The sequence below is a fragment of the Prosthecobacter sp. genome, assembly GCF_044232965.1.
Classification (GTDB): domain Bacteria; phylum Verrucomicrobiota; class Verrucomicrobiia; order Verrucomicrobiales; family Verrucomicrobiaceae; genus Prosthecobacter.
Window position 1 is genome coordinate 1 of the sequence record NZ_JBIIKX010000039.1, and the last position, 24630, is coordinate 24630.

A 24630-nucleotide genomic window follows, 5' to 3' on the forward strand; every position below is an offset into this window, starting at 1 on the left:
CGAATCGGCACCTCGGCGGCGGTTTTCGGATGCTTCACGATTTCCGTGCCGGAAAAACCAAGCGCGGCGAGCGTGTCATCGACGAGCGCGGGATCGTTCGTGGGCTGCACGGCCAGCGAGTCGCCAGGCGTGTATTCGAGGCCGCTGCCGGAGAGGTCGATTTCGTAATGAGCCGTGTGTTTCGGCGCGTCAGGGCCAGAGAGGTTGAACATGCGCTTCACTTTCGCGATGCAGGGGTTCTTGACGTTGTAAACGGGCTTTCCGGCTTCTGGGGTGCTCATGAGTTGGGTAAGGAACTGGGGCGCAGACTATGGCGCGAGGTTGGGTTGTCAAACCTCGTGCCAAGCAGGAAAAAGGCCAGTTTGGCGACTGCTGGGTCACGCCGGCAGAATCAGCATCGCCTTTGCACCTGTCCCACCCTCGACGTTCGAGAGCTCCACGCTGCCGCCGTGCAGTTGCGCGACTTCTTTGACGAAGCACAGGCCCAGACCGGTGCTCTTTTTGCCAGTGTCCGGCCTAGGCAGGGAGTAGAAGCGCTCAAACACGCGCTCACGCGCATAATCAGGAATGCCGGGACCGCGATCCTCGATCTCGATCACGGCTTTGGCGTCAAAACGATAGTAGCGGATGACGATGGCGCTGCCTTTCGGGGCGAAGTCGATGGCGTTCTGGATGAGATTGCTCAAAGCCAACTCGATGAGCCAGGGATCGCCCTGAATCACGAGTTCGTCGGCCAAATCCCGCTGCAAGCTGACCTCACGCGAGGCGGCGATGAGCGCGTGATGGTCCCAGGCGCGGTCCAGCATTTCGCGCAGGTTCACGGACTCGCGATTTTCGAGGGTCTTCTGCTTTTCGAGCGCGGCGAGGTGCAGCAGGCGTTCGAGCAGATCGCGCAGCCTATCGGCCTCACTGCGGATGTTTTGCAGGAAGCGGGCGCGTTTCGGCTCGGGCACATCGCCTTGCAGAATCTCGCTCGCGCCAAGAATCGCAGCCACCGGGCTTTTCAACTCGTGCGTGAGGCTTTGGACATAGTTCTCGACGTATTCGCGGCCTTCGAGTGCATCGCGCATGTCTTCGAGGGCTTTGGCGAGTGTCTTCATTTGATGCCCCGGCATGTGCGGCGAGGCGGATCGTTCACCACGGCTGACGGCCAGCGCATGACGCGCAAGATCATCCAAAGGCCGCGTGGCCCAGCGCGCGGCGAGGTAGATGCCCAGCAGCATGAGCACGACGGTGGTGACGATGGACCACTTCAGCCAGCGCTCCGTCTCCCACACAAAGGCCAGCACGCCACGCTGCGGCTTGGCGACGCTGAGCATGCCGATCAGCTTGCCGTTCTGTCGAATCGGCGCGCCGACATACATCACCACCGAAAGCGGGTCGTATTCGCTGATGCGCGAGGAACGGGCACCGTATTGCCCCATCAAGGTCAGGTTCACATCCCGATGATTCGAGATCGTGCCGGGCTTTTCGATGCCAGCGGAATCAAACAGCACGCGCCCCTGCGCGTCGGTGACATACACCTGCATGTCCACCTGCGTCTTGGTGCGGTTGTAGATCTGCGCGTTGAGTTCGCGCCCGTGTGCCGCACGGATGGCTTGCTCAACGGCCTGCGGCTCCAAAACACCGTTCTTTGCGTCTGCGACAAGGATTTCGGCCAGGATGTTCGCCACATCGACCATCGGCTCCTCGATGGCCTCGAAGTATTGCCGCTCCACGCGACGAATGAGCTGCGAGAACAGCACAAACAGCCCCACGCTGGCCACCAGCGCGAAACCGAGAAGAAAGCGCGAGGTGAGGCTCATGCGTCGGGCCAGGTTTCGAGCAGAGAGTAGCCCATGCCGCGATGGGTGACGATGGGGTCAATGCCTGCCCGCACGCCGCGCATGCGGGAGCGGAGGGTTTTGATGTGCGTGTCCACGGTGCGTTCCATGGAGGCATCGGGTTCTTCAGAAGCGTGATCCATAAGCTGCTCGCGGCTAAAAACGCGGCCCGGATGCGCAGCGAAGGCTTTGAGCATGCGGAATTCGTAGCGGGAGAGATTCAAGGCAGTGCCGAAGTAGATGGCCTGGCAGCGCACGTCGTCGATGACGAGCGGGATGGCGGCATCATGCGCGTTTGGCGGCAACGGTGTGGCGGAAACGCGGCGCAGGATGGCACGCACGCGGGCGACGAGTTCGCGCGGGCTGAAGGGTTTTACGACGTAGTCGTCTCCGCCGATCTCCAGGCCCACGACTCGATCCACCTCGCTGGAACGTGCGGTGAGGAAGAGAATCGGCAGCGACTGGGTTTTGCGGATCGCTTTGCACACCTCGAAGCCCGTTATGTCCGGCAGGCCGACATCGAGGACGATGAGATCGAAGGTCTGCGCCGTCATCCGATCGAGCGCCTCGCGGCCGGTGGTGGCGGTCGCAACCGCGAATCCGTCCGCCTCGAGGGCATAGACCACGTTTTCGCAGATGGAAGGTTCGTCTTCGACGATGAGAATGCGGGCTGGCATTGAAGGATGATATGGAAGAGCTGGGAATGGATGAACTTCAAATGGCAAATGGTCTGAAACAGAAGTGGCGGCGAGTCTGGAGCCATTTTCAGTTCTCCATTCCGCCATTCTCAGTTCCTCCATGATTGGGATGACTCATGCGAGACGCGGCGAAACCGCGCCGAGCTTCTGGCTCCAGTCCACTTTCGCGGTCAGGGCCATCAAGACGCCGAGGGTGACGATGCCACCAAGCGTGAGTGTGAGACCGGTAAGGCCCTTGAAGAAGAAGCTGTAGCTGAACAGCACCATGTAGGCGATTTGCGCGACGACGGCGACGCGGAAGATGAATTTTCCGGCGGCGGCACGCAGGTAGCCGCAAACGAGCACCAGGGAAGCGAGCGCGGCGATGACGAAGCTCAAATGCACGGGCACGACATCAAGCATGTAGGAGAACAGCAGCGGGAAGGCGAAGAAGCCAGCGGCGAGGAAGACGTAGTTCACGGGATGCAATGACACGCCGCGTGTGAGGGCGGTGATGATGATCACGGCGAAGAACAGCAGAAGCGAGAGCGGCGCGTAGAATGAGATCTGTGCTGCCACGGGGCCGGCATTGAGTTCGCGGGGCATTTCCATGCCGATGCCGGGGGCGGAGATGGCATCCTCGTATTTCCAGACGAGTTGCATGCCCTCACCTGCGGATTTGCGGTCGGTGGGGGAGCTGATGGGGAAGTTCACGTCGCTGAAGTCGGTGTTCATCGTCAGCGTGAAGTCGCGGATGCGGCTGGCATCGGCGAAGGCGTAGCGCCAGAAGTCCATGCCACGGCATTCGTAGCTCACGGTGATGGGCATGCTTTCGCCTGGGGCGAGCTGCACTCTGTCGGTGATGACGCCTTGCTCGGGCGAGGCGATGGAATCACGCGCTTTGTCACCCTCACCGAGGGTGAACTTGATTTTGTCGAGCAAGGCCTCGGAGCTGGGCAGCTCGAAGTCGATGTCGAAGTTCTGAGTGATGGCCGTGCTGTTGGTGAAGGTGTAGTGGCCTTCAAAGGTCACGCCATAGGTGCGATGCCACAGCAGGCCCATCTTCACCGGCTGGTAGGCGAGTTTGATCTTCACGTCGCTGTTCGCGGGCTGGAGCGTGACCTTGCTGCCGCTGGAGGAGGTGTAACGTGCTCCCGGATGTTTTTGTAGCAGTGGCGGTCCCCAGCGACCGCTGACACTGTCGCCGGTTTGATAAGAGACGTGATTCGTGCGCTGGGTGATGACGCCGCCGAGAAGCCACCAGGCGATGGTGGTGCAGACGAAGATGACGGCGATGGCGATGAGGTGGGTGAGTTTCATGATGGGTTCCTGGTTCGTTGTTCTTGGTTCTTAATTGGTGGTGCGTTTGCGGTAGGTGATGCGGGCCTGGGGTTGTTGATCGCGGCAGAGGGATTTGCGGAGGTGCAGGCCGGGCTCGCTGGGTTTGTCGGCGATGGGATCGACGTTGCCGGTGAAGCTGAGGTCGTAGCCGGTGGGGAGCTGCACGTTCCAGTCGATCTGTTTCGCAAAGAGCGGCGTCTGTGGCAGGGCGAGGTCGAGTTCGCCTTCGGCGGCCTGCAAGGCGGTGAGAGTGGCGGTGAAGGAGAGTTTCACCTCGGACTCGGCTCCGTCAGTGGCAGGATCATCAAGCGGGATCTCGATGCGACCGGCCTCGCCCGTCTTGGGGCGCACGGGATCGGCGTTGACGTGGCATTGAAGAAGTTTGGAGTCCTCGGGGAGTTGCAGGACCAGCTTCACGGGATGATCGTGACGCACATTGATCGCGCCTTCGGTGAGCACGGAGCCATCGCGCACGACTTGGGTCGTGTAAGCGGCTGTGGAGACGATGGCATCGTCGGTGGGCCCGGCGAGGGGGACTTGTGAGGCTTTGCGGGCGTCTTCGAGCGTGAGGGTGATTTCGCCGCCGCTTGCAGGCAAAGCGATGATGCCTGCGGTGGCGAAGGTTTGTGTCGTGACACCGCTTTGGAGGCGCAGAACTTTGCCTTCGGGCAGTTCTTTGACCTCCAGCGAGGCCACGGGTGAGGCGGCGAGATGCAACGTGGTCCCCTGCCCTTCTTTGGCGAGAGCAAAGGTAAGTTTCACATTCTGCGCACCGGTTTGATCGGTGATGAGGCAGAGATGATCCTCGGTGACGACGATGCGCGCGTCCTTGGGCTCGACGGAGATCGCGCCTGAAGCAGCGCCAGCCAGAGGAACGGCCTGCCAGGCGGCCTCGAAGCTCTCCACCTGCATCTCGGCGATGATCGTGCCTGCTTTGGCGTCGATTTGATACGCCGTCGAAAGCAAGGCCGCCTGGACCGGCGGTTTCACTGCCACAAGCGCTTCTTTCGGCAGCGTGGCGGCGACGAGACGTTTCAGCTCGCCGTAGGTGATGCGCACCTCGCTTTCATCAAGCGTGGCGGTGGTGACGGGCTTGACGGTTTGAGCCAGCAGTGGAGTGGCTCCGAGCAGGAGGAGAATGAATGGTTTCATCGACACCCAAGCTCAGCAGGGCCATGAAACCTTGATGAACCGGGGATGAAATGGTCGTGAAATGCAACGCGGCCTCATTTTCCCCGCGCCATGACCGTGACGATGAGGATGAAGCAGCACATGACGACGGAGAAGAGCGGGAACTGCAACGCGGCGGGCAGGCTGTAAACGAGCGCGAGAGCGGGGATCCACACAAGCCAGTTCGTGACGAGCACGGTGGGGCAGGTTTGCGTCCAGAACTCACGATCTAGAGAGGCGCGGGTGCGCGACCATGAGCCGCCCATTTCCACCCAGCGCAGGGCGATGACATAAGTGGGCACGAACCACAGCGGGCTGGCCACGAACTGATCAAACACAACTTTCTTCACCAACGTGGCGGCGTCGTTGCCATGGCCGAAGATCATGCCCTGGAGGCGGTAGAACAGGTCGATCTCCATGCCACGATAGCCCCAGAACAGCATCAGCAGCGTGAGGCGCTTCCACCTCCCCTCCTGCGGCAGGACACCCTGCGCCAGTTGGATGAACGTGGGCAGGACCGCCGCCGCAAACATGGTGGAGAGACAGGCGAAAACGAAGGACCAGCGCAGCTTGAGCGCACCCAGCGACTCCCAGAAACCAGCGAGCGCCGGAACCTGGTAGTAGCTGACCACGAGGCTAATCGCGATGAAGTTCAGCGCGAGGCAAGAAGCCCGGTTCTGCCGAAACACCGACGCGATGGTAGCGAGGATGCCGGGAGAAGTGGGCACGCGAATGAAATAGGGCGTGACGCCGGTTTATTGATCCTCGCCGAAGTACTTCTTTCGCAGTTCGTTGCCAACGCCTTGCTCCGAGAGTTTCAACAGGGCTTGGTTGAGGCGTTCGCGCAGCGGGCTGTCCTGCTGAAGGGCAAAGGCGTAGTTCTGACGCTCAAACACGGGGCCGACCATTTGCAGTTTTTCGTCATTCATTTTGCCAGCCTCGTATTGGAGCACCGGGGCGTCATACACAACCGCCTGCACATCACCGCTCTTGAGCGCCATGACACATTCCACCGGAGTGAGGAAGGACACGACCTTTGCACCCTTGGTTGTGAGCGTGCCTTCCGTCGTGCTGCCTTTGACCGTGGCAACTTTGCGCCCAGGAAGATCGCCAGGGCCGTTGATGTCGCCCTTGAGGGAGTTGACGGTCAGCACGGTGGTGAACGAAGCCGTGAGCAAGGACACGAGCACAATGCTCAGCAGCATCCACACGATGGCAACGATACGCCCGCCAACGCCCACCGGTCCTTTGTTGTCCGCACCACCGACGAGCAGCGTGCTGAGCGTCCACCAAAACGATTCCCAGATGCCCGCCTTGTAGTCTTCCGGCCACTGGTCGCCATTCACCTTGTGCTCGTAGCGCCAGACGAGGTGCGAGATCAGAAACATCGTACCGATGAGCAGCAGGAACATGCCGATGAGTTCCAGACTGAACAGATTGCCAAGGAGCTGAAGAATGTTGTCCGCAAAGCTGCCGCTGCCACCAGCAACGAGCACCTGGAGGCCGGATTCATAGAACGGCTGCGTGAAATCAATGATCTCCTCGCGCTTGGCCGTGACACTGATAGCTCCCACACCGACATCGGCGGTTTTGTTCTTCACCGCGTCGATAATTTCCTGAGCGGTTTTGACCACCTGCACATCGTATTCGAGGCCGGTCTCGCGGGCGAGTTGGTCCCAAAGCTCGGCGGCATAGCCGACGCGACGGCCTTCTTTATCAAACGAGAAAGGTTCAAGGTTGCGGGTGACAACACGCACTTTGGGTGCCGGAGCGGCAGCGGGAGCTGCGGCAGGAGCCTGTGCGGCGGAGGGTGAGGCAAAACCGGCAAGAAAACCAGCGGACAAGAGCAGAGAGAGAAGACGCATAGGAGAATTTGCAGATACCAACGCCACACAGTGAGTCAAACACTCCCTCGGCATTTGTGGCGACAGGGCGCGGTTTCCGTTGCCGGCTTGCCACCCGGCCCTGCCTGCCCATTCATGCGACATGACTGCTGAAACCTTCCAAGACATCGCCCAAAACGGAGCCGCAGTGAATCTCTCCGCACGCGCCAAATTCCGCCTCACTGGCAATGACCGCATCCGTTACCTGAACGGCCAGGTGACCAACGATGTGCGCCGCGCCAGCGCCCAAAGCACGCTCTACGCCTGCGTGACCGATGCCAAAGGCCGCATCGCAGGCGATGTGTTCATTCATGCGACAGAAGATGCGCTCCGACTCGATGCCGAGCCCGGTTTGCGCGAATCCCTCGGCCTGCGGCTTGAACGATACATCGTGGCCGATGACGCCGAACTCACCGATGTGAGCGATGAATGGCAGCTCTGGCATGTCTGGGGCGCCAACATGCCTCAAGGCATTCCATCGACCCGCTTTGGCCGTGAAGGCGTGGATGTGTGGCAGCCAGTCGGAACGACCATTGAACCCGGCTTCCAAATTCTGACCGAAGAAGACCTCGAAACCTGGCGCATCCTGCAAAAAGTGCCGCGCTGGCCGCATGAGCTGAATACAGAGACCTTTCCACCCGAGGCCGGACTCGAAGCACGGGCGATGGATTTCTTCAAAGGCTGCTACATCGGCCAGGAGGTGCTCTCACGCATCAAAACGACCGGGAAGATGCCGCGTGAGATGATCGCGTTTGAAACAGAGACAGCGGTCATGGTCGGCGCTGAGATTTGGACGGATAAAGCCGTTGGCACGGTGACGAGCGTCACCACGCATCCCATCACAGGCTTCACCATCGGCCTGGGCATGGTTCGGCAGGGAGCCGCAGGCAGTCCGCTTTCTGTTTCAGGCACCGTTTTGCGCAGTCGCTGATTTCAATTCGCCGGCCGCAGATCGAAGCACACGAGCTTGTCTTTCTGACGCACCAGCAGCCTGCCGTTCGCGATGGCGGGAGAGGAGCAGCCCATGGCATCCGTCTTGGCGCGGCCGAGGTCTTGATAGGCGGTGTTGGTGGCCTTGAGCATGCGGACGTGCGTGCCGTTGTTCTCATAGACGAGCAGTTTGCCGTCGGCGATGAGCGGGGAGGTGATGGTGCTGTTGATCTCGTTCACGACCCATTTTCCCTTGCCGGTGACGAGGTCGAGGCATTGATGCTTCTCGCCGCAGCAGAGATAGACATTGCCCTCGTAAATGATGGGGCTGCCGGTGTAGCGGCGGGTGACCCAGAAATGCGACCACGCGGCCTTGGGCTTGCCATCCGTCTGCATTTGATAAGCGCGAAGTCCCACGCCTTCGGTGCCGCTGTAGAGCACGAGCCAGTCGCCGCTGGCCACCGGTGTGCTCTGGCTGCCGCCTTCGACCGTCCAGAGCAACTCACCGCTGTCGGGATTGAGGCCGTAGAGCGCGTTGTTGCCGTTGATGACGAGCACGGGACCACCGCTCTGCGGTTTCCACCAGGTCGGGCTGGCGATGCTGCCTTTGGCGGCTTTTTGCTCCCACACGAGCTTGCCATCGGCCTTGGAAAAGGCGCAGACCTTGCCAGCGGCCATGTAAACACGATCGCCAACGATGAGCGGAGACGCAGCCGGACCACTCATGCCGAGCGGCGCGGTCCAGACGAGCTTGCCGTCGTCCTCGTTCACACAAATCAGCTCGGTGCTGCACGCGGCGTACACTTTGCCATCGACCACCGCACAGGTGCTGGAGGACTGGCGGCCGCTGGGCTTGCCGGGCTTGGTGTATTTCCACACCTGCTTCCCAGAAGCCAGATCGAGGCACAAAATCACGTCCTGGGCCACCTTCACGGTGTTCGGCACGGTGGCGATCATCTTTTCCTTCACATCTGGCGGGAAGCCCTCGTCATCGAGCCACTTGGTGAAGGCTGCGGCGTTTTCAAACGGCTTGCCTTGCCGGTTCGACATCTTTTCGAGCCATTCGAGGCCGATGGCGTTTTTTCCGGCCTTGAAACGACTGGCGACCCACGAGCCGATGTTGATCTCCTCTTTTTCGTTGAGGTTGTCTTTCCGCCACTGGGTCACCCACTCGTCAAACTTCTCGCCACGCAGTTTCGGCAGGTTGAGACGAGTTTCTTCGAGCTTCTTGGTCAGTTCCGGTGAGGTGCCGCGAAAGTTGAGCGTCTGCATGACCTCGGTGTCGATCTCGCGCGTTTCAGAAACCACGCGCTCATGCCAAACGACGCTCAGAAACACACGCTCGCCGCTCACCACCGGGCTGCCATGGCCGCCGTATTCGTTGCTGGGGATGAACTCGCTCTCCCAGACTTTTTTGAGCCCCTCTGCTGGAAACGCGTCCGCGATCGGGCTGGTGTCCTGGGAGACGCCATTGCGGTCCGGGCCGCGCCATTGATTCCAGTCAGCAGCAAAAAGAACCGGAGCAAACAGCAGCAACGAGGCGGGGAAGAGTTTTTTCATCATGCGCGGCGATTAACGCGGAGTTTGCCCATGAAGTTTCATCCACCATGCCGCTCGAATGATTGCGGCTGGGGAAATGGTACGCAGGGAGGGGATCGAACCCTCGACCAATTGGTTAAAAGCCAACTGCTCTACCGCTGAGCTACCTGCGCATTTCCGAAACGGGGGCGGTATGTATTCACAAGAGAGCACTGCGCAAGCCGGAATATGCTCCAGAGCGGACTTTCTGAACCAGCAGGTCGAGACCGCTCTCGGGACGTTGGACAGCAAAAAAGTGGATTCCGGCCTGTGCGGCACCCTCGGCATCGCATCTCGCATCATCGCCGATGTGCAAACAGTCCTGCGGCTCCAGACCGACGGCGGTCAGCACGGCCTGGAACATGCGCGGATGCGGTTTGGAGGCTCCCACTTCGCTTGAGATCACGATTTGCTGGAAAAAGCGGCTCAAATCATGCCCGGCGAGAATACTGCGAAGCCGCCGGTCGAAATTAGAAAGCACGATGAGGCGATGATCACGTGAGAGGTCGCTCAAAGCAGGCACCACATCAGCATATAGGCTCCAGGCGGCGGGGTTGGCGTAGTGTTGGTAAAGCTCGTCGAACAAACCGTCGAACGTTTGCACCGGCAAGGGAACGCCAAGCACTCGGGCGAACACTTGGTCCACCAATCCACGCCACCAGCCTCGATCATCGTCTGCAGCCGGGACTCCCGATGGATGAAGCGGCGGCGGCGTGGCTTTCCACACGGCGCGGAATGCCTGCATCAAATCATCCGGCGCGGCTTGAATACCATGCCTCAACGCCAACCGCGAATACGTCAGTCCAACCGGTTCCACAGGCTGGATGAGCGTGCCAGCGGCATCAAAGAAAAGCGCCTGCATTGGCATGTGTGGGCATAAAAAAACGGGAGCGGCCATCACAGCCGCTCCCGTGTTTGAAAAACGCTTACTTCGACACGGTGTAAGGATTCTTGGACGAAGTCTGAATCACAGGCTCCACCGGGATCTCAGGCAGGCGGCAGTGCCAGCCTGAACCCGGCATGGCATGACCGCCATGCATGTCATTCAAGCTGCCCACCATGTAGGGCTTCGGATCCTGCGGACGGAAAACGTTCCAGAAGCCCCAGTAGCTGTCGGTCACCACGTCCCCATACGAAATCAGGCTGCTCTGATAGACTTTTCTCGTGGAGAACAAGCCACGCTTCACGGTTCCGCTAACGACGGCAGGATAACGGCCAATGGCTCGTGCGGAGAAATCAGCGCCGTCATCGACAGTGTCCATGGTGAGGTCGGCGTAACGGTTGGCCTCACGATAAACGATGTCATCACCCCGGCGGGCGGCATTGAAGGCGATGTTTGAATAGTCCCGTCCCTGACGATCCACCACCTTGCCACCGTAATTGGTCGTGTCGTCGGTGATGTCCATCACCGTCGTGCCTGCCTGTCCGACACCCTGGCTCAGATAGGCCAGACCTCTGTTGGTCGCCGGAGCCGCCCTGCATGGCAGCTCAGCCGAAGGACGCGTATTGTTACTTGTGCAAGAGGCGAGGAGTGTGAGCAGGGAGAGTGACAGCAGCAATTTCATAAGAAAGTGCGATTCTGTCGGAAATGGGGAGTAAATGTCAAAGCTAAATTCGGGTAATGTCGCGGTAATGCAGGGCTTACGCCCCAAAATCACGGAGAATGCCCTGATTGGGTATCCAATAGGATGATCAGGTTGATCAAGATGCAATCAACCCAGCGGAAGGCTTCCAAACCAACGCGAATGAAAAAGAATGACACGCGAATGGCCGCAAATCCGGCTTCTCCACCTGATTCGTGGTCATTCGCGGCCCATTTGGCTTGGATTCGCGTTACCCACCATCAACAGTTGCCCATTTTCATGCGTAAGCCCTGGCGGTAATGTGTCATGAACGGCGTAAAAGGCGCTTTAAAGGTGAAAGAGCCCGCATAGCAGCGCGTTTTCGCGCCTCCCCAAACCCCTCGCCCTCGCTTTCGTTCATGAAAACGGCCTCTTTCTGCATCCTCCTCACCTCCCTTTCCCTGGCAGCCAGCGCCGCCGCCCCCGATCTCAAGGCCACCGCCTCCAAGATCGACGAACTCGTCAACAGCAAGCTGGCCAAAGAGAAAATCACTCCCAACAAGGCCGCCAGCGACGAAATCTTCGTCCGCCGTGTTTATCTGGATGTCGTGGGCCGCATCCCGACGCTCCAGGAAACCACCCTATTCCTCAAAGACAGCGATCCTGACAAGCGCGCCAAGCTGATCGACGAACTGCTCGCCAGCGAAGGTTATGTGCAGAACTTCTTTAACTACTGGGCCGACATTCTACGCATGAAAAGCCAGATGATCGGTGGCGGCCAGAGCCTGCCTGCCTTCTACGGTTATGCGAACTGGCTGAAATCCAGCCTGCGCGAGAACAAGCCCTACGACCAGATGGTGCGCGAGGCCGTCACCGCCGATGGCAAGAGCTACGAGAACGGCGCCATCGGCTTCTACATCCGGGATTACAACATGCCGCTCGACAACATGGCGGTGACCACCCAGATCTTCCTCGGCACCAGCATGGTCTGCGCCCAGTGCCACAATCATCCGTTCGATAAATGGACGCAGATGGACTACTACCAGATGGCCGCGCACACCTACGGCATGACCGGCAGTAACGGCCTGACCAACCCGCTCCTCGCCCAGGCGATCTACGGCGGAGGCGCGGCGAAAAACAAAAACAACCGCTACGGCGGAGCGGTGACAAAATTCGACTTGCCCGAAGGCATCGAGCGCAAGGATGTGGGCCGCGCCATGACGGAAATCCTCCGCCCGCTGCGCTACAACACCGTGCTGGATCAGACCGACAAGAAGGCGCTGACCCTGCCGCACGATTACCAATACACTGACGCCAAGCCGAAGCAGAAGATCGAGCCCGTCATCCCCGCCTCCTTCAGCAAGGACGGCAAGATCGTCAAAGAAGGCCAGCAGCCCATCACCTCCTACGCCGCCTGGATGACGAGCAAGGAGAACCCGCGCTTCACCACCGTCATCGCCAACCGCCTGTGGAAAAAACTCATGGGCCAGGGCCTCATCGAACCCGTGGATGAGATCACCGACAGCACCGTGCCGAGCAATCCGCAGCTCATGAGCTTGTTGGAGGAGACGATGAAGACCTCCAACTACGACATGAAGGCCGTCCTGCGTGCCATCCTCAATTCCCAGGCCTACCAGCGCGAGGCCTACACGAAGGACGTCGAGCTAGGCGAAGTGTACAACTTCCCCGGCCCCCTGCTCCGCCGCATGAGCGCCGAGCAGATCTGGGACAGCATGGTCGCGCTCTACAAGCCGAATCCTGACGCCCCCAGCATCGAGACCAAGGTCGAGGCCGAGATCACCCTCCGCCGCATCGAGTGGCTTGACCGCGCCTTGAACACCCTCACCCCTCAGCAGCTCCAGGCTTGCTCGGTCAAAGTCGCCCAAAAGCAGAAGGAACTCGCCGCCGAAGTTCGCACCGCCCAGGAGAAAATGGAGGCCGCTTCCAAGGCCAAGGACGAGGACGCCATCCGTGAGGCCCGCAAAGCCATTCAAAGCCAGCGCAAGCGCATCGACGAGGCCGTGGACGCCATCGTCTATGATGCCGGATTCAAGCGCTTCGCTGAACTCGCCCGGGAGGGCAAGCTCGACGACTTCACCAAAGACGAAGCCTTCGCCAAGGAAGTCGCCGCCGTCATCAAAGCCAAGAACGGCGAAGACCTGAGCATGGACGAAGCCCTCGGCATCCTCGCCAAGCAACGCCGCAGCAAGCTGCAGGCGGTAGCCAAGGCCCGCATGAAGGCCGATGCCGAGCGTTTTGAGGCCGATGACAAAAACGAAAAGACCTCCCTCGCCGCCTGGGAAAACTTCCGCGACACCTACATGCTCCGCGCCGCCGACCTGCGCAGCCCGGCCCCGAACGGCCACTTCCTGCGCGAGTTCGGCCAGAGCGACCGCGAACTCGTCGAAAACTCCAACGACGAGGCCAGCGTGGGCCAGGCGCTCATGCTGCTGAACGGCAAAACCTTCACTCACCTCATGAACCGCTACACCGTCATCGCCCGTGCCCTGGACAAGGCGAAGAAGGAAGGCGGCGAGTCCGTCATCGACACGGTTTATCTCAGCCTCATGAGCCGCAAGGCCACCGCCGAGGAAAAAGCGCTGCTCCAGCCCATCGCCGACAACGCCGACGCCACCGACCGTGGTGACGTGCTCTGGACTGTGCTGAACACCCGCCAGTTCTTCTTCATCCAGTAATATCGTGAGACAGGCTGCCAGCCTGTTGATCACCCGACGCGGAATGTGCGAAAACGCATTCCGCGTTTTTTACGCCATCACGCCCTTCACCACCTCGCCCGCGATGTCCGTGAGCCGGAAATCACGACCGGCGTAACGATAGGTAAGCCTCAGGTGATCCAGCCCGAGCAGGTGCAAGATCGTGGCGTGCAGGTCGTGGATGTGGACCTTGTCCACTGCCGCGTAGTAGCCGTAATCGTCCGTCGCGCCATACGCCGTGCCCGGTTTGCAGCCGCCACCGGCCAGCCACATCGTGAACCCATGCGGATTGTGGTCACGTCCATCGGTGCCCTGCGCCACCGGCGTGCGGCCAAACTCACCGCCCCAGATCACCAGCGTGTCATCCAGCAGGCCGCGAGATTTGAGGTCCGCCAGCAGGCCAGCGATGGGTTTGTCCACCTCGGCGGCGTTTTTCGTGTGGCCTTTGAGCAGATCGCCGTGCTGGTCCCACTGCACGAAGCCGTCGCTGTGCGTCACCTGCACAAAGCGCACGCCGCGCTCAGCAAAACGCCGCGCCATGAGGCACTGGCGGCCAAAATTCGCCGTCACCGGGTCGTCGAGGCCGTACATCTTGCGCGTCGCCTCCGTTTCGCCCGAGATGTCCTGCAGTTCCGGCAGCGTGGACTGCATGCGGTAGGCCAGCTCAAACGAGTTGATCCGCGCCTCCAGCGCCGCGTTCGCCCCGGTGGTTTGCAAATGCGTCTGGTTCATCTGCGCCACGAGATCGAGCTGTGCGCGCTGCAAGTCCGGCGTCAGCGACTTGCTGCGGATGTGCCGCACCACCGCCTGATCGGCCGGGATGCTCGCATTGCCCAGCGGCGTGCCCTGGCAGTGCGCCGGCAGGAAGGCGGAGCCCCAGTTGTTCACGCCTCCGTGCGCCAAAGTCGGGCAAATCGTCAGGAACGCTGGCAGATCGGAATTTTCCGTCCCCAGTCCATAGCTCACCCACGATCCCAGGCTCGGCCGCACAAACGTGTCGCTGCCGGTGTGCAGCTTCAGCAAGGCACCGCCATGGGCCGGATTCGTGCCATGCATCGAGCGGATCACGCACAGATCATCCACATGCTTCGCCACATGCGGAAACAGATCGCTCACCGGCAGGCCGCTCTGGCCGTACTGTTTGAACTTCCACGGCGACTTCAGCAGGTTGCCCGTCTCCGCGAATTTCACGCGCGGCAGCGCAAACGGCGGCGGCTTGCCATGATCACGGTCCAGCAGCGGCTTCGGGTCAAACGTGTCCACCTGCGACGGCCCGCCCTTCATCAGCAGAAAAATCACCCGCTTCGCCTTCGCCGGAAAATGCGGCCGCTTCGCCGCCAGCGGGTCAATCACCGCCCCCTGGGCGGCCTCCAGCCCCAGCACGCCCTGCAACGCCAGGTAGCCAAAGCCCGCGCAGGAGCTGCGCAGCATGTCACGGCGGCTGAAGGGGGGGATAGAAGGCAGAGAATTCACGCCAGCTAGTACGCCCCGCGATCTCGAAGTCTTACTCTTCACGCCCGGCCCGTGGCCGGCGTGTGGCGCTTGTCGTCGTCGTGGAAGAACTTCTCCATGCGCTCCCGCAGATCGGCGTAGAAGTTGCGGGACATCTCCTCGATCGCCTCAGCCGTGCGGCTGACGCCGCTGGTGGCGGCCAGTTCGCGAGCAGCGCGGCTTTTCTCCTCAAACTCGCGCTCCAAGTCCATCAGATAGACGAGGAACTCCTTGGCGGAGCGCGCGCCGTCCACGCCGGTGACCAGGGCGCGCTCCAGGGTCTTGTTCCGGGTCAGGTTCAGCATCTTGCTCTCTCCCAGTTCCTTCATCTGGCGGCTGAAGCCTTCAAGGAAGGCTTTGCGCTCGCCTTCATAGCCCATCTCCTCGCGGTCCAGCATCGTGTCATACGGGCCGGGCTTGGAGAAGAACTTCACGATGAGCGGGATGGTGTCCACCAGCATGAAGAGCAGGGTGAGCACGAGGTAGGCAACGAGTGCGAAGGTGCCGCCCTGCGCCCCGCTCTCAAACAGCTCATGCAGCGCCAGCGTCTGGGTGAGGATGTCGCGCCGCGGCTCGGCGTTGATCTTGGCGATGCGGGTGGTCTCATCCGCCGTGATGGCGGTGATTTCCTCATGCATGTTTTTCTCCTGGAGCAGCAGCGTGTCGATCTGCGTCTTCAAGGTCTCGCGGATGGCGTTTTGCTGTGAAACGAACTGATCTGCCTGCTCGGTCTGTACTTTCTGCTTCAGCGCGGCGACGCGTGCCTGCTCGGCTTTGTTGAGGGCGGCTTCCTCGGCGGCCTTGGCGTCGAGCGCGGCGTTCACCCCGTCCTCGGCGGCTTTGACTTCAGCCACGAGAGCCACGCGGTTCTTCGTCATTGTGTCGAGCACCCCACTGAGGCGGGCGGACTCGGCGCGGCGCCAGGTGAGCTGGTCTTCCTGGATGCTTTTGGCACGCGGGCCGAGGCCGATGATGCCGCTGCGCTGACCATTCACCTCGCGCTCGAACTCGGTCTGCCAGTGATTGAGTTCCTCGGCGACTTTTTGGTAATCGGCGCTCAGCTTGGCCATTTCCTTGTCGAGCGTTTCGAGACGTGTTTTGCCGGGAGCCACCGCCTCGCCAATCTTCGCCTCACGCTCGGCTTTGAGCTTCTTTTCGTCTTCGGTCAGCGGCTTTTCGACCGGCTTGCCATTTTCATCGAGGAACTTGGCGGAGAAGGTTGCGTTCCAATTCTCGCGCTGCTTGGCGATCTCGGCCTCCAGCGGCACGATGCGCGCCTCGACGGCGACTTTCTGCTGCTTGGAGGTTTCACGCGCCGCCTCGATCTCGCCCTGGCGGTGCTTCTCGACGACCGAGCTGATGGTGTCCTTGAACAGCAGCAGCGTGAGCGGATGCGAGATGGTGATGCCCATCAGCGCCGCCACCACCATGCGCAGGGAGAACTGCGCCGCCTTGCGGAAGAAGCCCTGGTAGGCGCGATAGGTGGCCAGCAAGGCGCGGTCCACCGTGAGAATGATGAAGGCCCACACCAGTGAGACGGGAGCGATGACCCAGACATTGTCCGTCAAGGTGCTCAGCGCATAGGCGCAGGCGATGATGGCGAAGATCGAGGGCACCAGCACCGTCGCGCCGAAGGCCACATACTTTCGCCGCTCCCAGGCCGGGCAGGCGTCGAGGTTGTCGGAGGAGGCTGCGGAGAGCCAGAAGAAGACGCGTTCGATGCGGTCGAGGAAGTTCATGCGCGTGAGGGGGCTGACGGTTCGGAGTTTGCGGGCGGGACTGCGGTTGTCAATCCGCGCCGCCGGATTATTGAAGCTCTGTGACGCCTGAACTCGACGACGCATTCATCTGTGATTCCTTGCCGGCGGAAGTCATGGACAGGCTGTGGGCGGCGGGCTGGAGGCATTTTGGCCGGTATTTCTTTCGATACAGCTCCCAAACCGACGAACAAGGAACCACTCAGACCATAACGCCGCTGCGCATCGACCTTGCGTCCTGTTCCTTCACGAAAAGCCAGCGCCGCGTGCTGACCAAGAACACGGACCTGCGTCACGACATCGTGCCCGCCGCGCTCGATGACGAGCTGCGGGCGATGTTCCAGCGCCACAAGCAGCGCTTCACCCACAACGTGCCCGAAGAACTGGAGACCTTCCTCGGCCCCGATCCCGCCACCGGTCCCTGCGAATGCCGCATGGTGCGCGTGTTTGAGGGCGACCGTCTCATCGCCGCCAGCTTCTTCGACATGGGCTTAACCGCCGCCTCCAGCGTGTATGGCATCTTTGAGCCGACAGAAAGCAAACGCAGCCTCGGCATCTTCACTCAGCTACTGGAGATTCAGCATTGCCGCGAAGCCGGTCTGCGCTGGCTTTACCCAGGCTACGCCACGCACGAGCCCAGTGCTTACGATTACAAGAAACAGTTTCGCGGCACGGAATGGCTCGACTGGAGCACGGGTGAGTGGTCTCCGATGACCTAGGCTGGAAAAAACGCTCTTCCTTCTGCCAGCCACAACCGTAACCCAGGACCAGTTTCCTTTCTTTACCAAGCTCCATGCCGACTCATGAATCTCCCGTTGATGTGCTGATCATTGGCACTGGTGTCTCAGGCCTCATCGCAGCGCGTGAGCTTCAGAGCGCTGGTCGCAGCGTGCTGTTGCTGGACAAAGGACGCGGTCTCGGCGGCAGGCTGGCCAGTCGCCGTATCGGTGCGGCCACCTTTGATCATGGAGCGCAGTTCATCACCACCCGGGATGCCCGTTTTGAAGCGATCCTCAAACAGGGCGCGGAGGCTGGCATGATGACGGAATGGTGCCGAGGCTTTTCCACTGAGGCCGACGGACACACGCGCTGGCGTGGTCAGCCAGCCATGACGGCCGTCGCCAAATATCTGGCGCAGGGCTTGGAAATACGGATGGAAAAGCAAGTCGTGGCACTCCGACGTGCGGGTGATCGTTACTCGGTCGAGACGAACACTGGAGATGTTTTCTCAGCGGCGGCAGTGCTGCTCACACCGCCGGTGCCACAATCTCTCGCGCTGCTGGCAGCGGGTGAAATCGAACTTGATCCTGCGATGCGGTCACGGCTTGAAGGCATTCAATACGAACGCTGCTTGGCGGTCATGGCCGTGCTGAAAGGCCCGTCTTCGATTCCGCCTCCAGGTGGACTTGTGCCGACCAGCGGCCCCGTCTCATGGATTGCGGACAATCAGCTCAAAGGCATCTCTGCGGAACCTGCGGTCACGATTCATGCCAATCATGAGTTCAGCCTCGATCACTGGGATGAGGATCGCATGGAGAGCGGGCGGCTGCTCCTGGATGCCGCCCAGCCATGGCTGGGTGCCGAGGTGCTGAGCTATCAGGTCCACGGCTGGCGCTACAGCAAGCCTCTTCAAGTCGATGCGCATCCCTGCGCCCTGTTGCAGGCATCTCCACCCCTCGTGATGGCCGGAGACGCCTTTGCAGGGCCCCGAGTCGAGGGCGCGGCACTCTCAGGAATGGCCGCAGCCGAGACGCTACTCGCCCATCTGTCCCAGTCATGAGCTCAGAGCGAGTGTCCACGCTCTTTTAGCATCCGCTATTATCGCAGGGGCAGCCGCATCCTCTCTGAACGCCGTTTTGACAAGTTGTGCGGAACTTCGTCCACACGACTGGCGCCGTCCGTAAACGCTATGGCGGTTTCTGCCTGCCACCCTTTCCCTCATGAAACAAATACCTCTGATGCTCATCTTCCTGATCGGTCTTCTCAGCTCCTGTGCATCGACGCAGATCTGCAGCCGATCCATCACCAACTCCGAACCTGAAGCGCTGGCGCTCGTCAAAGCCTCACAGAAGGCTCATGGAGGTGACGCCTTTGATCAAATCAGGGATCTCAGTGTGATCTACGAAGGCAAGTGGGCGGCCATCGGGCCACGCTTTCAACCTGTGCTGGTGGACTCGAAGTTCCGTGGGGCGTCAGAGGAGAGGATCATTCTCTCACCCAGAATCATCGCACAATCCCATACAGGACCTGGAGGCGTGAAGAAGGTGCTGCGTGAGCCCGGCCAAATCGCCATTGCCTACAACGGCACCGTCTCACAGGATGCCGAGGCCAAGCAGGCCGCGGCCCTCGTGGCGGATGCCTATGCGCTGTTTTTGCTTGGCCCGTTCTACTTCCAGCAAAGCGGCACGGTCTTCGCCATGCATGGTGAGTCCTTCGTGGATCAGGCTCTCTGCGATGAGGTGCTTGCCATTCTACGTCCCGGCATCGGCATGGCAAAGGAGGATCGCGTCATCCTCCACATCGACCGCAGCAGCAAGCTGCTACGAAGAGTGCGCCTGACACTCAACGGCCTGGACAGCACCCGTGGAGCCGAGGTGGATGTGACCTTCCGTGATTTCAAAAACATCGACGGCGTCCTCTGGCCGACCGACTTCGATGAGCGAATCCGCAGCCCCTTCAAGCTCCACGCTCATCATTGGAACTTGCGCGGCCTGGACAGCAACCGAGGCCTGAGCGCTCGTGATTTAAAACTCCTTCAGTGGACGGACAAAGCCGCCAAGCCAAGCGCGGCACTCTCTCACTGATGTTATGGAAAAGACTCAAGATTCACTCACAGGCCTCGCCTTGGGCGGCTTCATGGGAGATGCCCTCGCCATGCCTGTGCATTGGTATTACGACCGCTCAGCGCTGCGCCAAGACTATGGCACCATCCGTGACTACACGGCCCCGAAGTCTCCGCATCCCGGCAGCATTCTCTGGCGCTCTGAATACACCGCGATCAACGAGCGCGGGGATATTCTGCATGATCAGGCACGCTACTGGGGACAGCGCGGCATCCACTATCACCAATTCCTGCGGGCGGGTGAAAACACGCTGAACCTCCAGCTCGCCAAGGTGTTGATGGACTCCTTGATCGCCTGCGGCAGCTACGATGCGGATGACTATCTCACGCGCTACATCGACTTCATGCTCACGGCTGGGAAGCATCGGGACACCTACGTCGAGGAGTGTCATCGCAAGTTCTTCACCGCTTATGCTCGTGGCACCGCTCCAAGGAAATGCGGCGGCACAGACATCCACATCGGCGGCCTGGCTCATGTCGGTGTGCTGTGCGCCTATTTTCGGGGCGACCTCAGCGCCACTCGTGAGGCTGTGCGCGAGCACATCAGCCTCACACACCGCTCTCCTGAACTGCTCGCAGCAGCAGACGCCATGGTGAGGATGGTTGGTGACGTGCTCCAAGGCTTGCCCCTGCGTGAATCCATCCTCGCCCATGGCGGCGACTGGTTCTCTCAACGCAAAGCTCGGGACTGGTCCGCAGAACCCGATGAAGTCGTGATCGGCAGGCGCGTCAGCCCCGCCTGCTACATTGCTGAAGCCTTCCCCGCCTCATTGTATCTGGCATGGAAATATGCCGACGACTTTGAAGGCGGCGTCACGGCGAATGCGAATGTCGGCGGTGACAACTGCCATCGTGGAGCCGTGCTTGGTGCCCTGATTGGCGGGGCGGTGGGCGTTTCAAAGATGCCAGAAAGGTATGTCAATGGCCTCGACGACTCTCCCCGCCTCAGAACTCAGATCGAATCCATCGTCACTCGTGCATGAAGACCAAGCTCAGCAGCGAACAAGCCTCCTTCATTGTGCGCCTCGCCTGGGAGGACCGCACGAGCTTTGAAGAGATCCGAGAGCGCACAGGCCTGGTAGAAAGCCAAGTCATCGACCTCATACGTCGTGAGCTCAAACCCTCCAGCTTTCGCTGCTGGCGGAAGCGCGTCAGTGGTCGCGTCACCAAGCACCGCAAACTGCTGGAGTTAAGGCTCAAAGGCTGACCTCTTTGCAGGCTAGGCACCAGTTTCGCTGCATTTGGCAGAACGTGTCGTCGCAATCGCCTCATTGCCGACGTATCCTTCATATCCAATGATTCACTGCCATCCAGTGTTTCAAAGTCTTCGTCTTGAAAGCCGCCCTCATCCTCTTCTCCGCCCTTTCCTTCCTCGGTTATGGATCAGCATGCTTCTTTTCGAGCCGCATGAAGCAGGAATTTCTTCGCTACCGTCTCGCCTCGCAGCGCATACCGGTGGGCATCTTGCAGTGGTGCGCGGGCGGCGGCCTGCTGGTGGGAATGAGCCAGCCATGGATGGGTCAGTTGGCGGCAGGAGGACTGGCGCTGATGATGGTGGTCGCCATCATCGTCCGCATTCAGATCAAGGACACCCTGCTGCAAACGATCCCGGCGCTGTTTTATCTGGCGCTCAACATCTATCTCTGCATTGCCGGCTTCTGATTCGCACGCCGCCTACAGTAGCGCAATGGCGGCGCACATCGCCAGCACCGCGAGAGAGGGCAGCGCCTTGCTGATCGGATCTTTCACTTTGAGGTGCATGACAAAGGCCCCCAACATCAGCGCCCCCATGCCAACCGCCGCAGGTTGCGCCAAACTGGGAATCCAAAACGAGGCCAGAAGCGCTAAAGCGAGGCCGACTTTGAGAACGCCGATGAGGCAGAAAATCGGGAAAGGCAGACCATAGACGGCGAACTCCTCGCGCAGGGTTCTCGCGTCCTTGCCACGATACGCTGTCGATTTGTTACGACGCAGAAGCCAGACATTCAGAATGCCAAGCGCCACGATGAGTTTCAGAGCAATGAGGAGGTAGTCCATGGTATAGAGGCAAACGATTCAACTTCGGTGGAATCAAGCACGGCTGAGCTTGCTTCACTCGCTCTCAAACAGCAAGCAAATCCCTGCCATCGTTCTCAAACCGCTTCTTCGCTCCACACCGAGGTCCAATCCTGCACCAGACCCGGAACAGCACATTCAAGAACACATCATCATACACAAAGCCCAATCCTCCCCGCCGCTGAGTCCGCCTGATAGCTCCGCGAGAACCGCGAAATCAGCTTCCAACGTTTTGGATTGGTAGATGGAGGGCGAACAGCTCCCGGCGCATGGAGGCGTCACTCACAGTCACTCCGAATCTCCGCGCCACGTCCAAGGCCAACACGACCCAGCCCCTCAAAAGTAATTTCCTGACAGCCTTCGGCAGCAAGTTTGAGGCCACCGGGGTTTTTCCCGCCCCTAAGCAGGCCATGGCAGCGTATGAGAAGAATGCGATATCTACGTTATCCTGTTGTCAAAGTTGCCCTGGCTTGTTGGTTCGGCATGGTGCCTTTGGCTTGGCTTGCTGATTGGATGTCCTTCGAGGGGCCGCGTCCTGTCGTTGGGCCATGGATGCTGTTCGTTCTCATGTTCGGCCCCCTCCTCTTCAGCGCGGCTTTTTCACTGGCGGTCGTGCGTTTGCCCGCCGTGGATACCACATCACTTCATCCAGCGCTGGTCGCAGTCTGCGGGCTTTTGTTGTGCTCTTCTAGCGGAGTCCAGGGGGCCGATGAACCCAGCACGGCGCGCTCGCATTCGATCACGGAGTTTGACGGCAAAGACGGTATCGACTGGCAGGTTGTGAATGATGGAGTGATGGGTGGGCTGTCCGAGGGAAAACTGACGCCGAACCAAGCCGGGACGATGATGTTTAGTGGCATGCTATCGCTGGAGAACAACGGTGGTTTTTCGACCTTCCGCAGTGGCGATTTGAAACTGGACCTCAGCGACCATCTCGGCCTTCTACTGCGTGTGAAGGGCGATGGTCGCACCTATCAGGTGCGACTCGCTACCGACGCCCTTTTTCGCGGTATGGAGGTGTCATTCGCGGCCGAGTTTGCCACTGTGAAGGGCGAGTGGGTCGAAGTGAAGGTTCCCTTTGCCGCTTTCAAAGGCAGCTTCCGAGGCCTCGACTTGCCCGAAGAGCGACTGGATACCTCCAAGGTTCGCCGCGTCAGTATTTTGATCGGCGATAAAAAGCAGGCCCCCTTCGCAGTCGAACTCGACTTCATTCGAACTTATGGCGCAACTGCACCAAAGGGTTAAGGCCGAAGAATGGAGCATTGATGTTGCGAGTTCGAGCCATCTCTAAGGCGATCTGATCTCAATTTATGATGCGCTCCAAGTTTCTCCACTTCATGACGGCATTGGCAGTTCTGCCGATGTCAGCCTGTCGTCTGCTTCTCCCCCCACCGACACGACCTGTACGAAAGCTCCAATTTGACCCCCAAGGGAAAAAGGCCCGGGAACTGGTGGTGCTCTTGCCGGGACGCTTGAGTCCGCCTGAGGAATTTGTACAATTTGGCATCGTGGACCTCGTCCAGAAGGAGCGGCCCCTGGCGCGAATCGTTGTTCCCGATCTGCACCTGGGCTATTACATGAGGGGTCTGGCGGATGCCTGCCTGCATGAAGAAATCATTGGTCCGGCAAAAAAACAGGGGCTGCGTGTGACGATCATCGGCGTCTCGATGGGTGGACTCGGGGCACTCACCTACACCCTTCGCTTCCCTGGGGAGGTGGATGAATTGTTTCTCCTCTCGCCCTTTGTTGGAGACAAGGAGCTTTTGACTGAGATTGAGCAAGCTGGCGGGCTGGAAAATTGGGATAGCCCAATGGAAACACCGCGCAGCAAGGCCGAGGCGCTTCAGAAAATGTGGATCGAGATGAAGCGCCAATGGCTCTCTCGTTCAGGCCCGCCTTTTCCCATCTCGCTCGCGGTGGGGAAAAGCGATAAACTACTGACCAGCAATCGATTCTTTGCGCGCTCCATCTTGAAGCCTGATCAACTGATCGAGATCGAGGGGGGGCACGATTAGGATTGCTGGAGAAGAGGGTTGGCAATCCTTCTCTCGACCTCGAAGAGCTGATTTATTTGAACACGAAATGTTCAACAACATATTCAAAGAGAGGCTTTGAGCTAAAAACAAACAAGCTGAAGCGATGAAGCGCGGCGCTTGAGTTTCACTACCCCCTTGTCACCGGCACGAGCACCTCGTTGCGCCGCATGAAGCCTGGCGTCCAAGGTGGGTCGTAGTAGGCGCTGAAGGCCGCGCCGGACTCCGTGAGCTTGTTCTGCTGCATCCAGGCTTTCAGCTTTGCCAGGGCTTGCGTTTCGGCTTCCTGCGAACGGGAGCCATTGTATCGGCACACCGCCACGCGCCGGGCCTTCAGCGTGTCCACAACGACCTCGGCTGACGCCGGGGCAGGCGTGGCGGCCTTGTGCTTGTCTGGCACCACAAAGGCCATCTTGCCCTCCACCATGAACACCGGTGTCGTCATCGCGATCTTCTCCTTCGCCACGTTGCCGCCGTCGATATAGCGAAACAGGCGCATGAAGCTTGAGTTGTCCTTGTCGCGCGCGGTCGTGGCGATCTTCAGCTCGGGATACTCACGAATCTCGAAGTCGCCGTCGGTGCGGAGGACCTTGTAGGGCGCGGTTTTATAGCCCGCACGGGAGGTGGCACAGGCAGCGATGCTGAAGCCTGCTGCCAAAAGACCCAGAGAGACGCGAAACAGGTTTTTCATAAACTGAACATACGCTCTTCGTCGCTGTTCAGGACCGGGAAAGTCCGCTTTTTCCACCAGAGACCCTGATGTCACACTGAAAC

General features: G+C 60.0%; 23 protein-coding genes, 1 tRNA gene and 1 pseudogene. 10 read left to right on the forward strand and 15 right to left on the reverse strand.

What is annotated here, in order from left to right:
- The 7 genes and pseudogenes from ACILSI_RS16120 to ACILSI_RS16150 form a co-directional block, all read right to left on the reverse strand.
- Nucleotides 1-281 (reverse strand): annotated as a pseudogene (locus tag ACILSI_RS16120) (sulfite reductase [NADPH] flavoprotein alpha-component); the annotation flags it as partial.
- Between the two features lie 96 nt (nt 282-377).
- Entirely contained in the window at nt 378-1805 is a 1428-nt protein-coding gene (creC, locus tag ACILSI_RS16125) for a two-component system sensor histidine kinase CreC (protein ID WP_395722924.1), read from the reverse strand.
- Nucleotides 1802-2500, reverse strand: coding sequence for a two-component system response regulator CreB (creB, locus tag ACILSI_RS16130; protein ID WP_395722925.1), 699 nt, complete (start codon nt 2498-2500; stop codon nt 1802-1804). Before creB ends, creC begins: the two co-directional genes overlap by 4 nt.
- 135 nt (nt 2501-2635) lie before the next feature.
- A complete protein-coding gene (locus ACILSI_RS16135) occupies nt 2636-3820 on the reverse strand; it encodes an inner membrane CreD family protein (protein ID WP_395722926.1) in 1185 nt (394 codons plus the stop codon).
- Nucleotides 3821-3850: 30 nt separating this feature from the next.
- Complete coding sequence (locus ACILSI_RS16140) at nt 3851-4993, reverse strand: hypothetical protein (RefSeq protein ID WP_395722927.1); 1143 nt, start codon at nt 4991-4993, stop codon at nt 3851-3853.
- A 74-nt stretch (nt 4994-5067) separates the two neighbouring features.
- Nucleotides 5068-5739, reverse strand: coding sequence for a hypothetical protein (locus ACILSI_RS16145; RefSeq protein WP_395722928.1), 672 nt, complete (start codon nt 5737-5739; stop codon nt 5068-5070).
- A gap of 27 nt (nt 5740-5766) precedes the next feature.
- Nucleotides 5767-6876: a transporter substrate-binding domain-containing protein gene (locus ACILSI_RS16150; RefSeq protein ID WP_395722929.1), complete on the reverse strand. Its 1110-nt coding sequence runs from the start codon at nt 6874-6876 to the stop codon at nt 5767-5769.
- Nucleotides 6877-6997: 121 nt separating this feature from the next.
- Between ACILSI_RS16150 and ACILSI_RS16155 the strand changes: the two genes are divergently transcribed.
- Nucleotides 6998-7825, forward strand: coding sequence for a YgfZ/GcvT domain-containing protein (locus ACILSI_RS16155; RefSeq protein WP_395722930.1), 828 nt, complete (start codon nt 6998-7000; stop codon nt 7823-7825).
- 2 nt (nt 7826-7827) lie between these two features.
- Here the strand turns inward: ACILSI_RS16155 and ACILSI_RS16160 are convergent, their stop codons facing one another.
- From ACILSI_RS16160 to ACILSI_RS16175, 4 genes are all read right to left on the reverse strand, one after another.
- The gene (locus tag ACILSI_RS16160) at nt 7828-9387 is read right to left on the reverse strand and encodes a PQQ-binding-like beta-propeller repeat protein (RefSeq protein ID WP_395722931.1); all 1560 of its coding nucleotides are present in this window, start codon (nt 9385-9387) and stop codon (nt 7828-7830) included.
- Between the two features lie 74 nt (nt 9388-9461).
- Nucleotides 9462-9536: transfer RNA gene (locus ACILSI_RS16165), tRNA-Lys, on the reverse strand.
- A gap of 26 nt (nt 9537-9562) precedes the next feature.
- On the reverse strand, nt 9563-10264 hold the full coding sequence (locus tag ACILSI_RS16170) for an HAD-IA family hydrolase (RefSeq protein WP_395722932.1): 702 nt from the start codon (nt 10262-10264) through the stop codon (nt 9563-9565).
- A gap of 64 nt (nt 10265-10328) precedes the next feature.
- Nucleotides 10329-10967 carry a hypothetical protein gene (locus ACILSI_RS16175; RefSeq protein WP_395722933.1) on the reverse strand — a complete coding sequence of 213 codons (639 nt, stop codon included), beginning with the start codon at nt 10965-10967 and terminating at the stop codon, nt 10329-10331.
- A 416-nt stretch (nt 10968-11383) separates the two neighbouring features.
- On the opposite strand from ACILSI_RS16175, the gene ACILSI_RS16180 reads away from it, so the two are divergent.
- Nucleotides 11384-13660: a DUF1549 domain-containing protein gene (locus tag ACILSI_RS16180; RefSeq protein WP_395722934.1), complete on the forward strand. Its 2277-nt coding sequence runs from the start codon at nt 11384-11386 to the stop codon at nt 13658-13660.
- A 69-nt stretch (nt 13661-13729) separates the two neighbouring features.
- On the opposite strand, the gene ACILSI_RS16185 is transcribed toward ACILSI_RS16180, so the two are convergent.
- Together ACILSI_RS16185 and ACILSI_RS16190 are read right to left on the reverse strand one after the other, a co-directional pair.
- Nucleotides 13730-15109 (reverse strand): DUF1501 domain-containing protein, encoded by a 1380-nt coding sequence (locus tag ACILSI_RS16185; RefSeq protein ID WP_395722935.1) that lies wholly within the window; start codon nt 15107-15109, stop codon nt 13730-13732.
- An 80-nt stretch (nt 15110-15189) separates the two neighbouring features.
- Nucleotides 15190-17013 carry a DUF4407 domain-containing protein gene (locus tag ACILSI_RS16190; RefSeq protein ID WP_395722936.1) on the reverse strand — a complete coding sequence of 608 codons (1824 nt, stop codon included), beginning with the start codon at nt 17011-17013 and terminating at the stop codon, nt 15190-15192.
- A 29-nt stretch (nt 17014-17042) separates the two neighbouring features.
- Here ACILSI_RS16190 and ACILSI_RS16195 point away from each other — a divergent pair, with 29 nt between their 5' ends.
- From ACILSI_RS16195 to ACILSI_RS16220, 6 genes are all read left to right on the forward strand, one after another.
- A complete protein-coding gene (locus ACILSI_RS16195) occupies nt 17043-17645 on the forward strand; it encodes a GNAT family N-acetyltransferase (protein WP_395722937.1) in 603 nt (200 codons plus the stop codon).
- A gap of 74 nt (nt 17646-17719) precedes the next feature.
- Nucleotides 17720-18706 carry an NAD(P)/FAD-dependent oxidoreductase gene (locus tag ACILSI_RS16200; protein WP_395722938.1) on the forward strand — a complete coding sequence of 329 codons (987 nt, stop codon included), beginning with the start codon at nt 17720-17722 and terminating at the stop codon, nt 18704-18706.
- Between the two features lie 160 nt (nt 18707-18866).
- Nucleotides 18867-19730 carry a hypothetical protein gene (locus ACILSI_RS16205; RefSeq protein ID WP_395722939.1) on the forward strand — a complete coding sequence of 288 codons (864 nt, stop codon included), beginning with the start codon at nt 18867-18869 and terminating at the stop codon, nt 19728-19730.
- A gap of 4 nt (nt 19731-19734) precedes the next feature.
- A complete protein-coding gene (locus ACILSI_RS16210) occupies nt 19735-20751 on the forward strand; it encodes an ADP-ribosylglycohydrolase family protein (protein ID WP_395722940.1) in 1017 nt (338 codons plus the stop codon).
- On the forward strand, nt 20748-20975 hold the full coding sequence (locus ACILSI_RS16215) for a TIGR03643 family protein (protein WP_395722941.1): 228 nt from the start codon (nt 20748-20750) through the stop codon (nt 20973-20975). The genes ACILSI_RS16210 and ACILSI_RS16215 overlap by 4 nt, the downstream gene beginning before the upstream one ends.
- Before the next feature lie 125 nt (nt 20976-21100).
- Nucleotides 21101-21430 (forward strand): DoxX family protein, encoded by a 330-nt coding sequence (locus tag ACILSI_RS16220; RefSeq protein WP_395722942.1) that lies wholly within the window; start codon nt 21101-21103, stop codon nt 21428-21430.
- A gap of 12 nt (nt 21431-21442) precedes the next feature.
- Here ACILSI_RS16220 and ACILSI_RS16225 read toward each other — a convergent pair whose 3' ends face one another.
- Nucleotides 21443-21805 (reverse strand): DoxX family protein, encoded by a 363-nt coding sequence (locus tag ACILSI_RS16225; RefSeq protein WP_395722943.1) that lies wholly within the window; start codon nt 21803-21805, stop codon nt 21443-21445.
- A gap of 570 nt (nt 21806-22375) precedes the next feature.
- Here ACILSI_RS16225 and ACILSI_RS16230 point away from each other — a divergent pair.
- Complete coding sequence (locus ACILSI_RS16230; RefSeq protein WP_395722944.1) at nt 22376-23068, forward strand: CIA30 family protein; 693 nt, start codon at nt 22376-22378, stop codon at nt 23066-23068.
- A 65-nt stretch (nt 23069-23133) separates the two neighbouring features.
- Nucleotides 23134-23838, forward strand: coding sequence for an alpha/beta hydrolase-fold protein (locus tag ACILSI_RS16235; protein ID WP_395722945.1), 705 nt, complete (start codon nt 23134-23136; stop codon nt 23836-23838).
- Between the two features lie 148 nt (nt 23839-23986).
- On the opposite strand, the gene ACILSI_RS16240 is transcribed toward ACILSI_RS16235, so the two are convergent.
- On the reverse strand, nt 23987-24547 hold the full coding sequence (locus ACILSI_RS16240; protein WP_395722946.1) for an SOUL family heme-binding protein: 561 nt from the start codon (nt 24545-24547) through the stop codon (nt 23987-23989).
- Nucleotides 24548-24630 lie beyond the last annotated feature (83 nt).

Excerpts from the sequence above, each read along its gene's own strand:
- ACILSI_RS16230 (WP_395722944.1), top strand. The coding sequence starts at position 22,376 with ATGCTGTTCGTTCTCATGTTCGGCCCCCTCCTCTTCAGCGCGGCTTTT.
- ACILSI_RS16235 (WP_395722945.1), top strand. The coding sequence starts at position 23,134 with ATGATGCGCTCCAAGTTTCTCCACTTCATGACGGCATTGGCAGTTCTG.
- creB (WP_395722925.1), bottom strand. The coding sequence starts at position 2,500 with ATGCCAGCCCGCATTCTCATCGTCGAAGACGAACCTTCCATCTGCGAA.
- ACILSI_RS16175 (WP_395722933.1), bottom strand. The coding sequence starts at position 10,967 with ATGAAATTGCTGCTGTCACTCTCCCTGCTCACACTCCTCGCCTCTTGC.
- ACILSI_RS16205 (WP_395722939.1), top strand. The coding sequence starts at position 18,867 with ATGAAACAAATACCTCTGATGCTCATCTTCCTGATCGGTCTTCTCAGC.
- ACILSI_RS16195 (WP_395722937.1), top strand. The coding sequence starts at position 17,043 with ATGGACAGGCTGTGGGCGGCGGGCTGGAGGCATTTTGGCCGGTATTTC.
- ACILSI_RS16225 (WP_395722943.1), bottom strand. The coding sequence starts at position 21,805 with ATGGACTACCTCCTCATTGCTCTGAAACTCATCGTGGCGCTTGGCATT.
- ACILSI_RS16190 (WP_395722936.1), bottom strand. The coding sequence starts at position 17,013 with ATGCGTCGTCGAGTTCAGGCGTCACAGAGCTTCAATAATCCGGCGGCG.
- ACILSI_RS16155 (WP_395722930.1), top strand. The coding sequence starts at position 6,998 with ATGACTGCTGAAACCTTCCAAGACATCGCCCAAAACGGAGCCGCAGTG.
- ACILSI_RS16140 (WP_395722927.1), bottom strand. The coding sequence starts at position 4,993 with ATGAAACCATTCATTCTCCTCCTGCTCGGAGCCACTCCACTGCTGGCT.
- ACILSI_RS16180 (WP_395722934.1), top strand. The coding sequence starts at position 11,384 with ATGAAAACGGCCTCTTTCTGCATCCTCCTCACCTCCCTTTCCCTGGCA.
- ACILSI_RS16200 (WP_395722938.1), top strand. The coding sequence starts at position 17,720 with ATGCCGACTCATGAATCTCCCGTTGATGTGCTGATCATTGGCACTGGT.
- ACILSI_RS16170 (WP_395722932.1), bottom strand. The coding sequence starts at position 10,264 with ATGCAGGCGCTTTTCTTTGATGCCGCTGGCACGCTCATCCAGCCTGTG.
- ACILSI_RS16210 (WP_395722940.1), top strand. The coding sequence starts at position 19,735 with ATGGAAAAGACTCAAGATTCACTCACAGGCCTCGCCTTGGGCGGCTTC.
- ACILSI_RS16215 (WP_395722941.1), top strand. The coding sequence starts at position 20,748 with ATGAAGACCAAGCTCAGCAGCGAACAAGCCTCCTTCATTGTGCGCCTC.
- ACILSI_RS16160 (WP_395722931.1), bottom strand. The coding sequence starts at position 9,387 with ATGATGAAAAAACTCTTCCCCGCCTCGTTGCTGCTGTTTGCTCCGGTT.
- ACILSI_RS16150 (WP_395722929.1), bottom strand. The coding sequence starts at position 6,876 with ATGCGTCTTCTCTCTCTGCTCTTGTCCGCTGGTTTTCTTGCCGGTTTT.
- creC (WP_395722924.1), bottom strand. The coding sequence starts at position 1,805 with ATGAGCCTCACCTCGCGCTTTCTTCTCGGTTTCGCGCTGGTGGCCAGC.
- ACILSI_RS16135 (WP_395722926.1), bottom strand. The coding sequence starts at position 3,820 with ATGAAACTCACCCACCTCATCGCCATCGCCGTCATCTTCGTCTGCACC.
- ACILSI_RS16185 (WP_395722935.1), bottom strand. The coding sequence starts at position 15,109 with ATGCTGCGCAGCTCCTGCGCGGGCTTTGGCTACCTGGCGTTGCAGGGC.
- ACILSI_RS16240 (WP_395722946.1), bottom strand. The coding sequence starts at position 24,547 with ATGAAAAACCTGTTTCGCGTCTCTCTGGGTCTTTTGGCAGCAGGCTTC.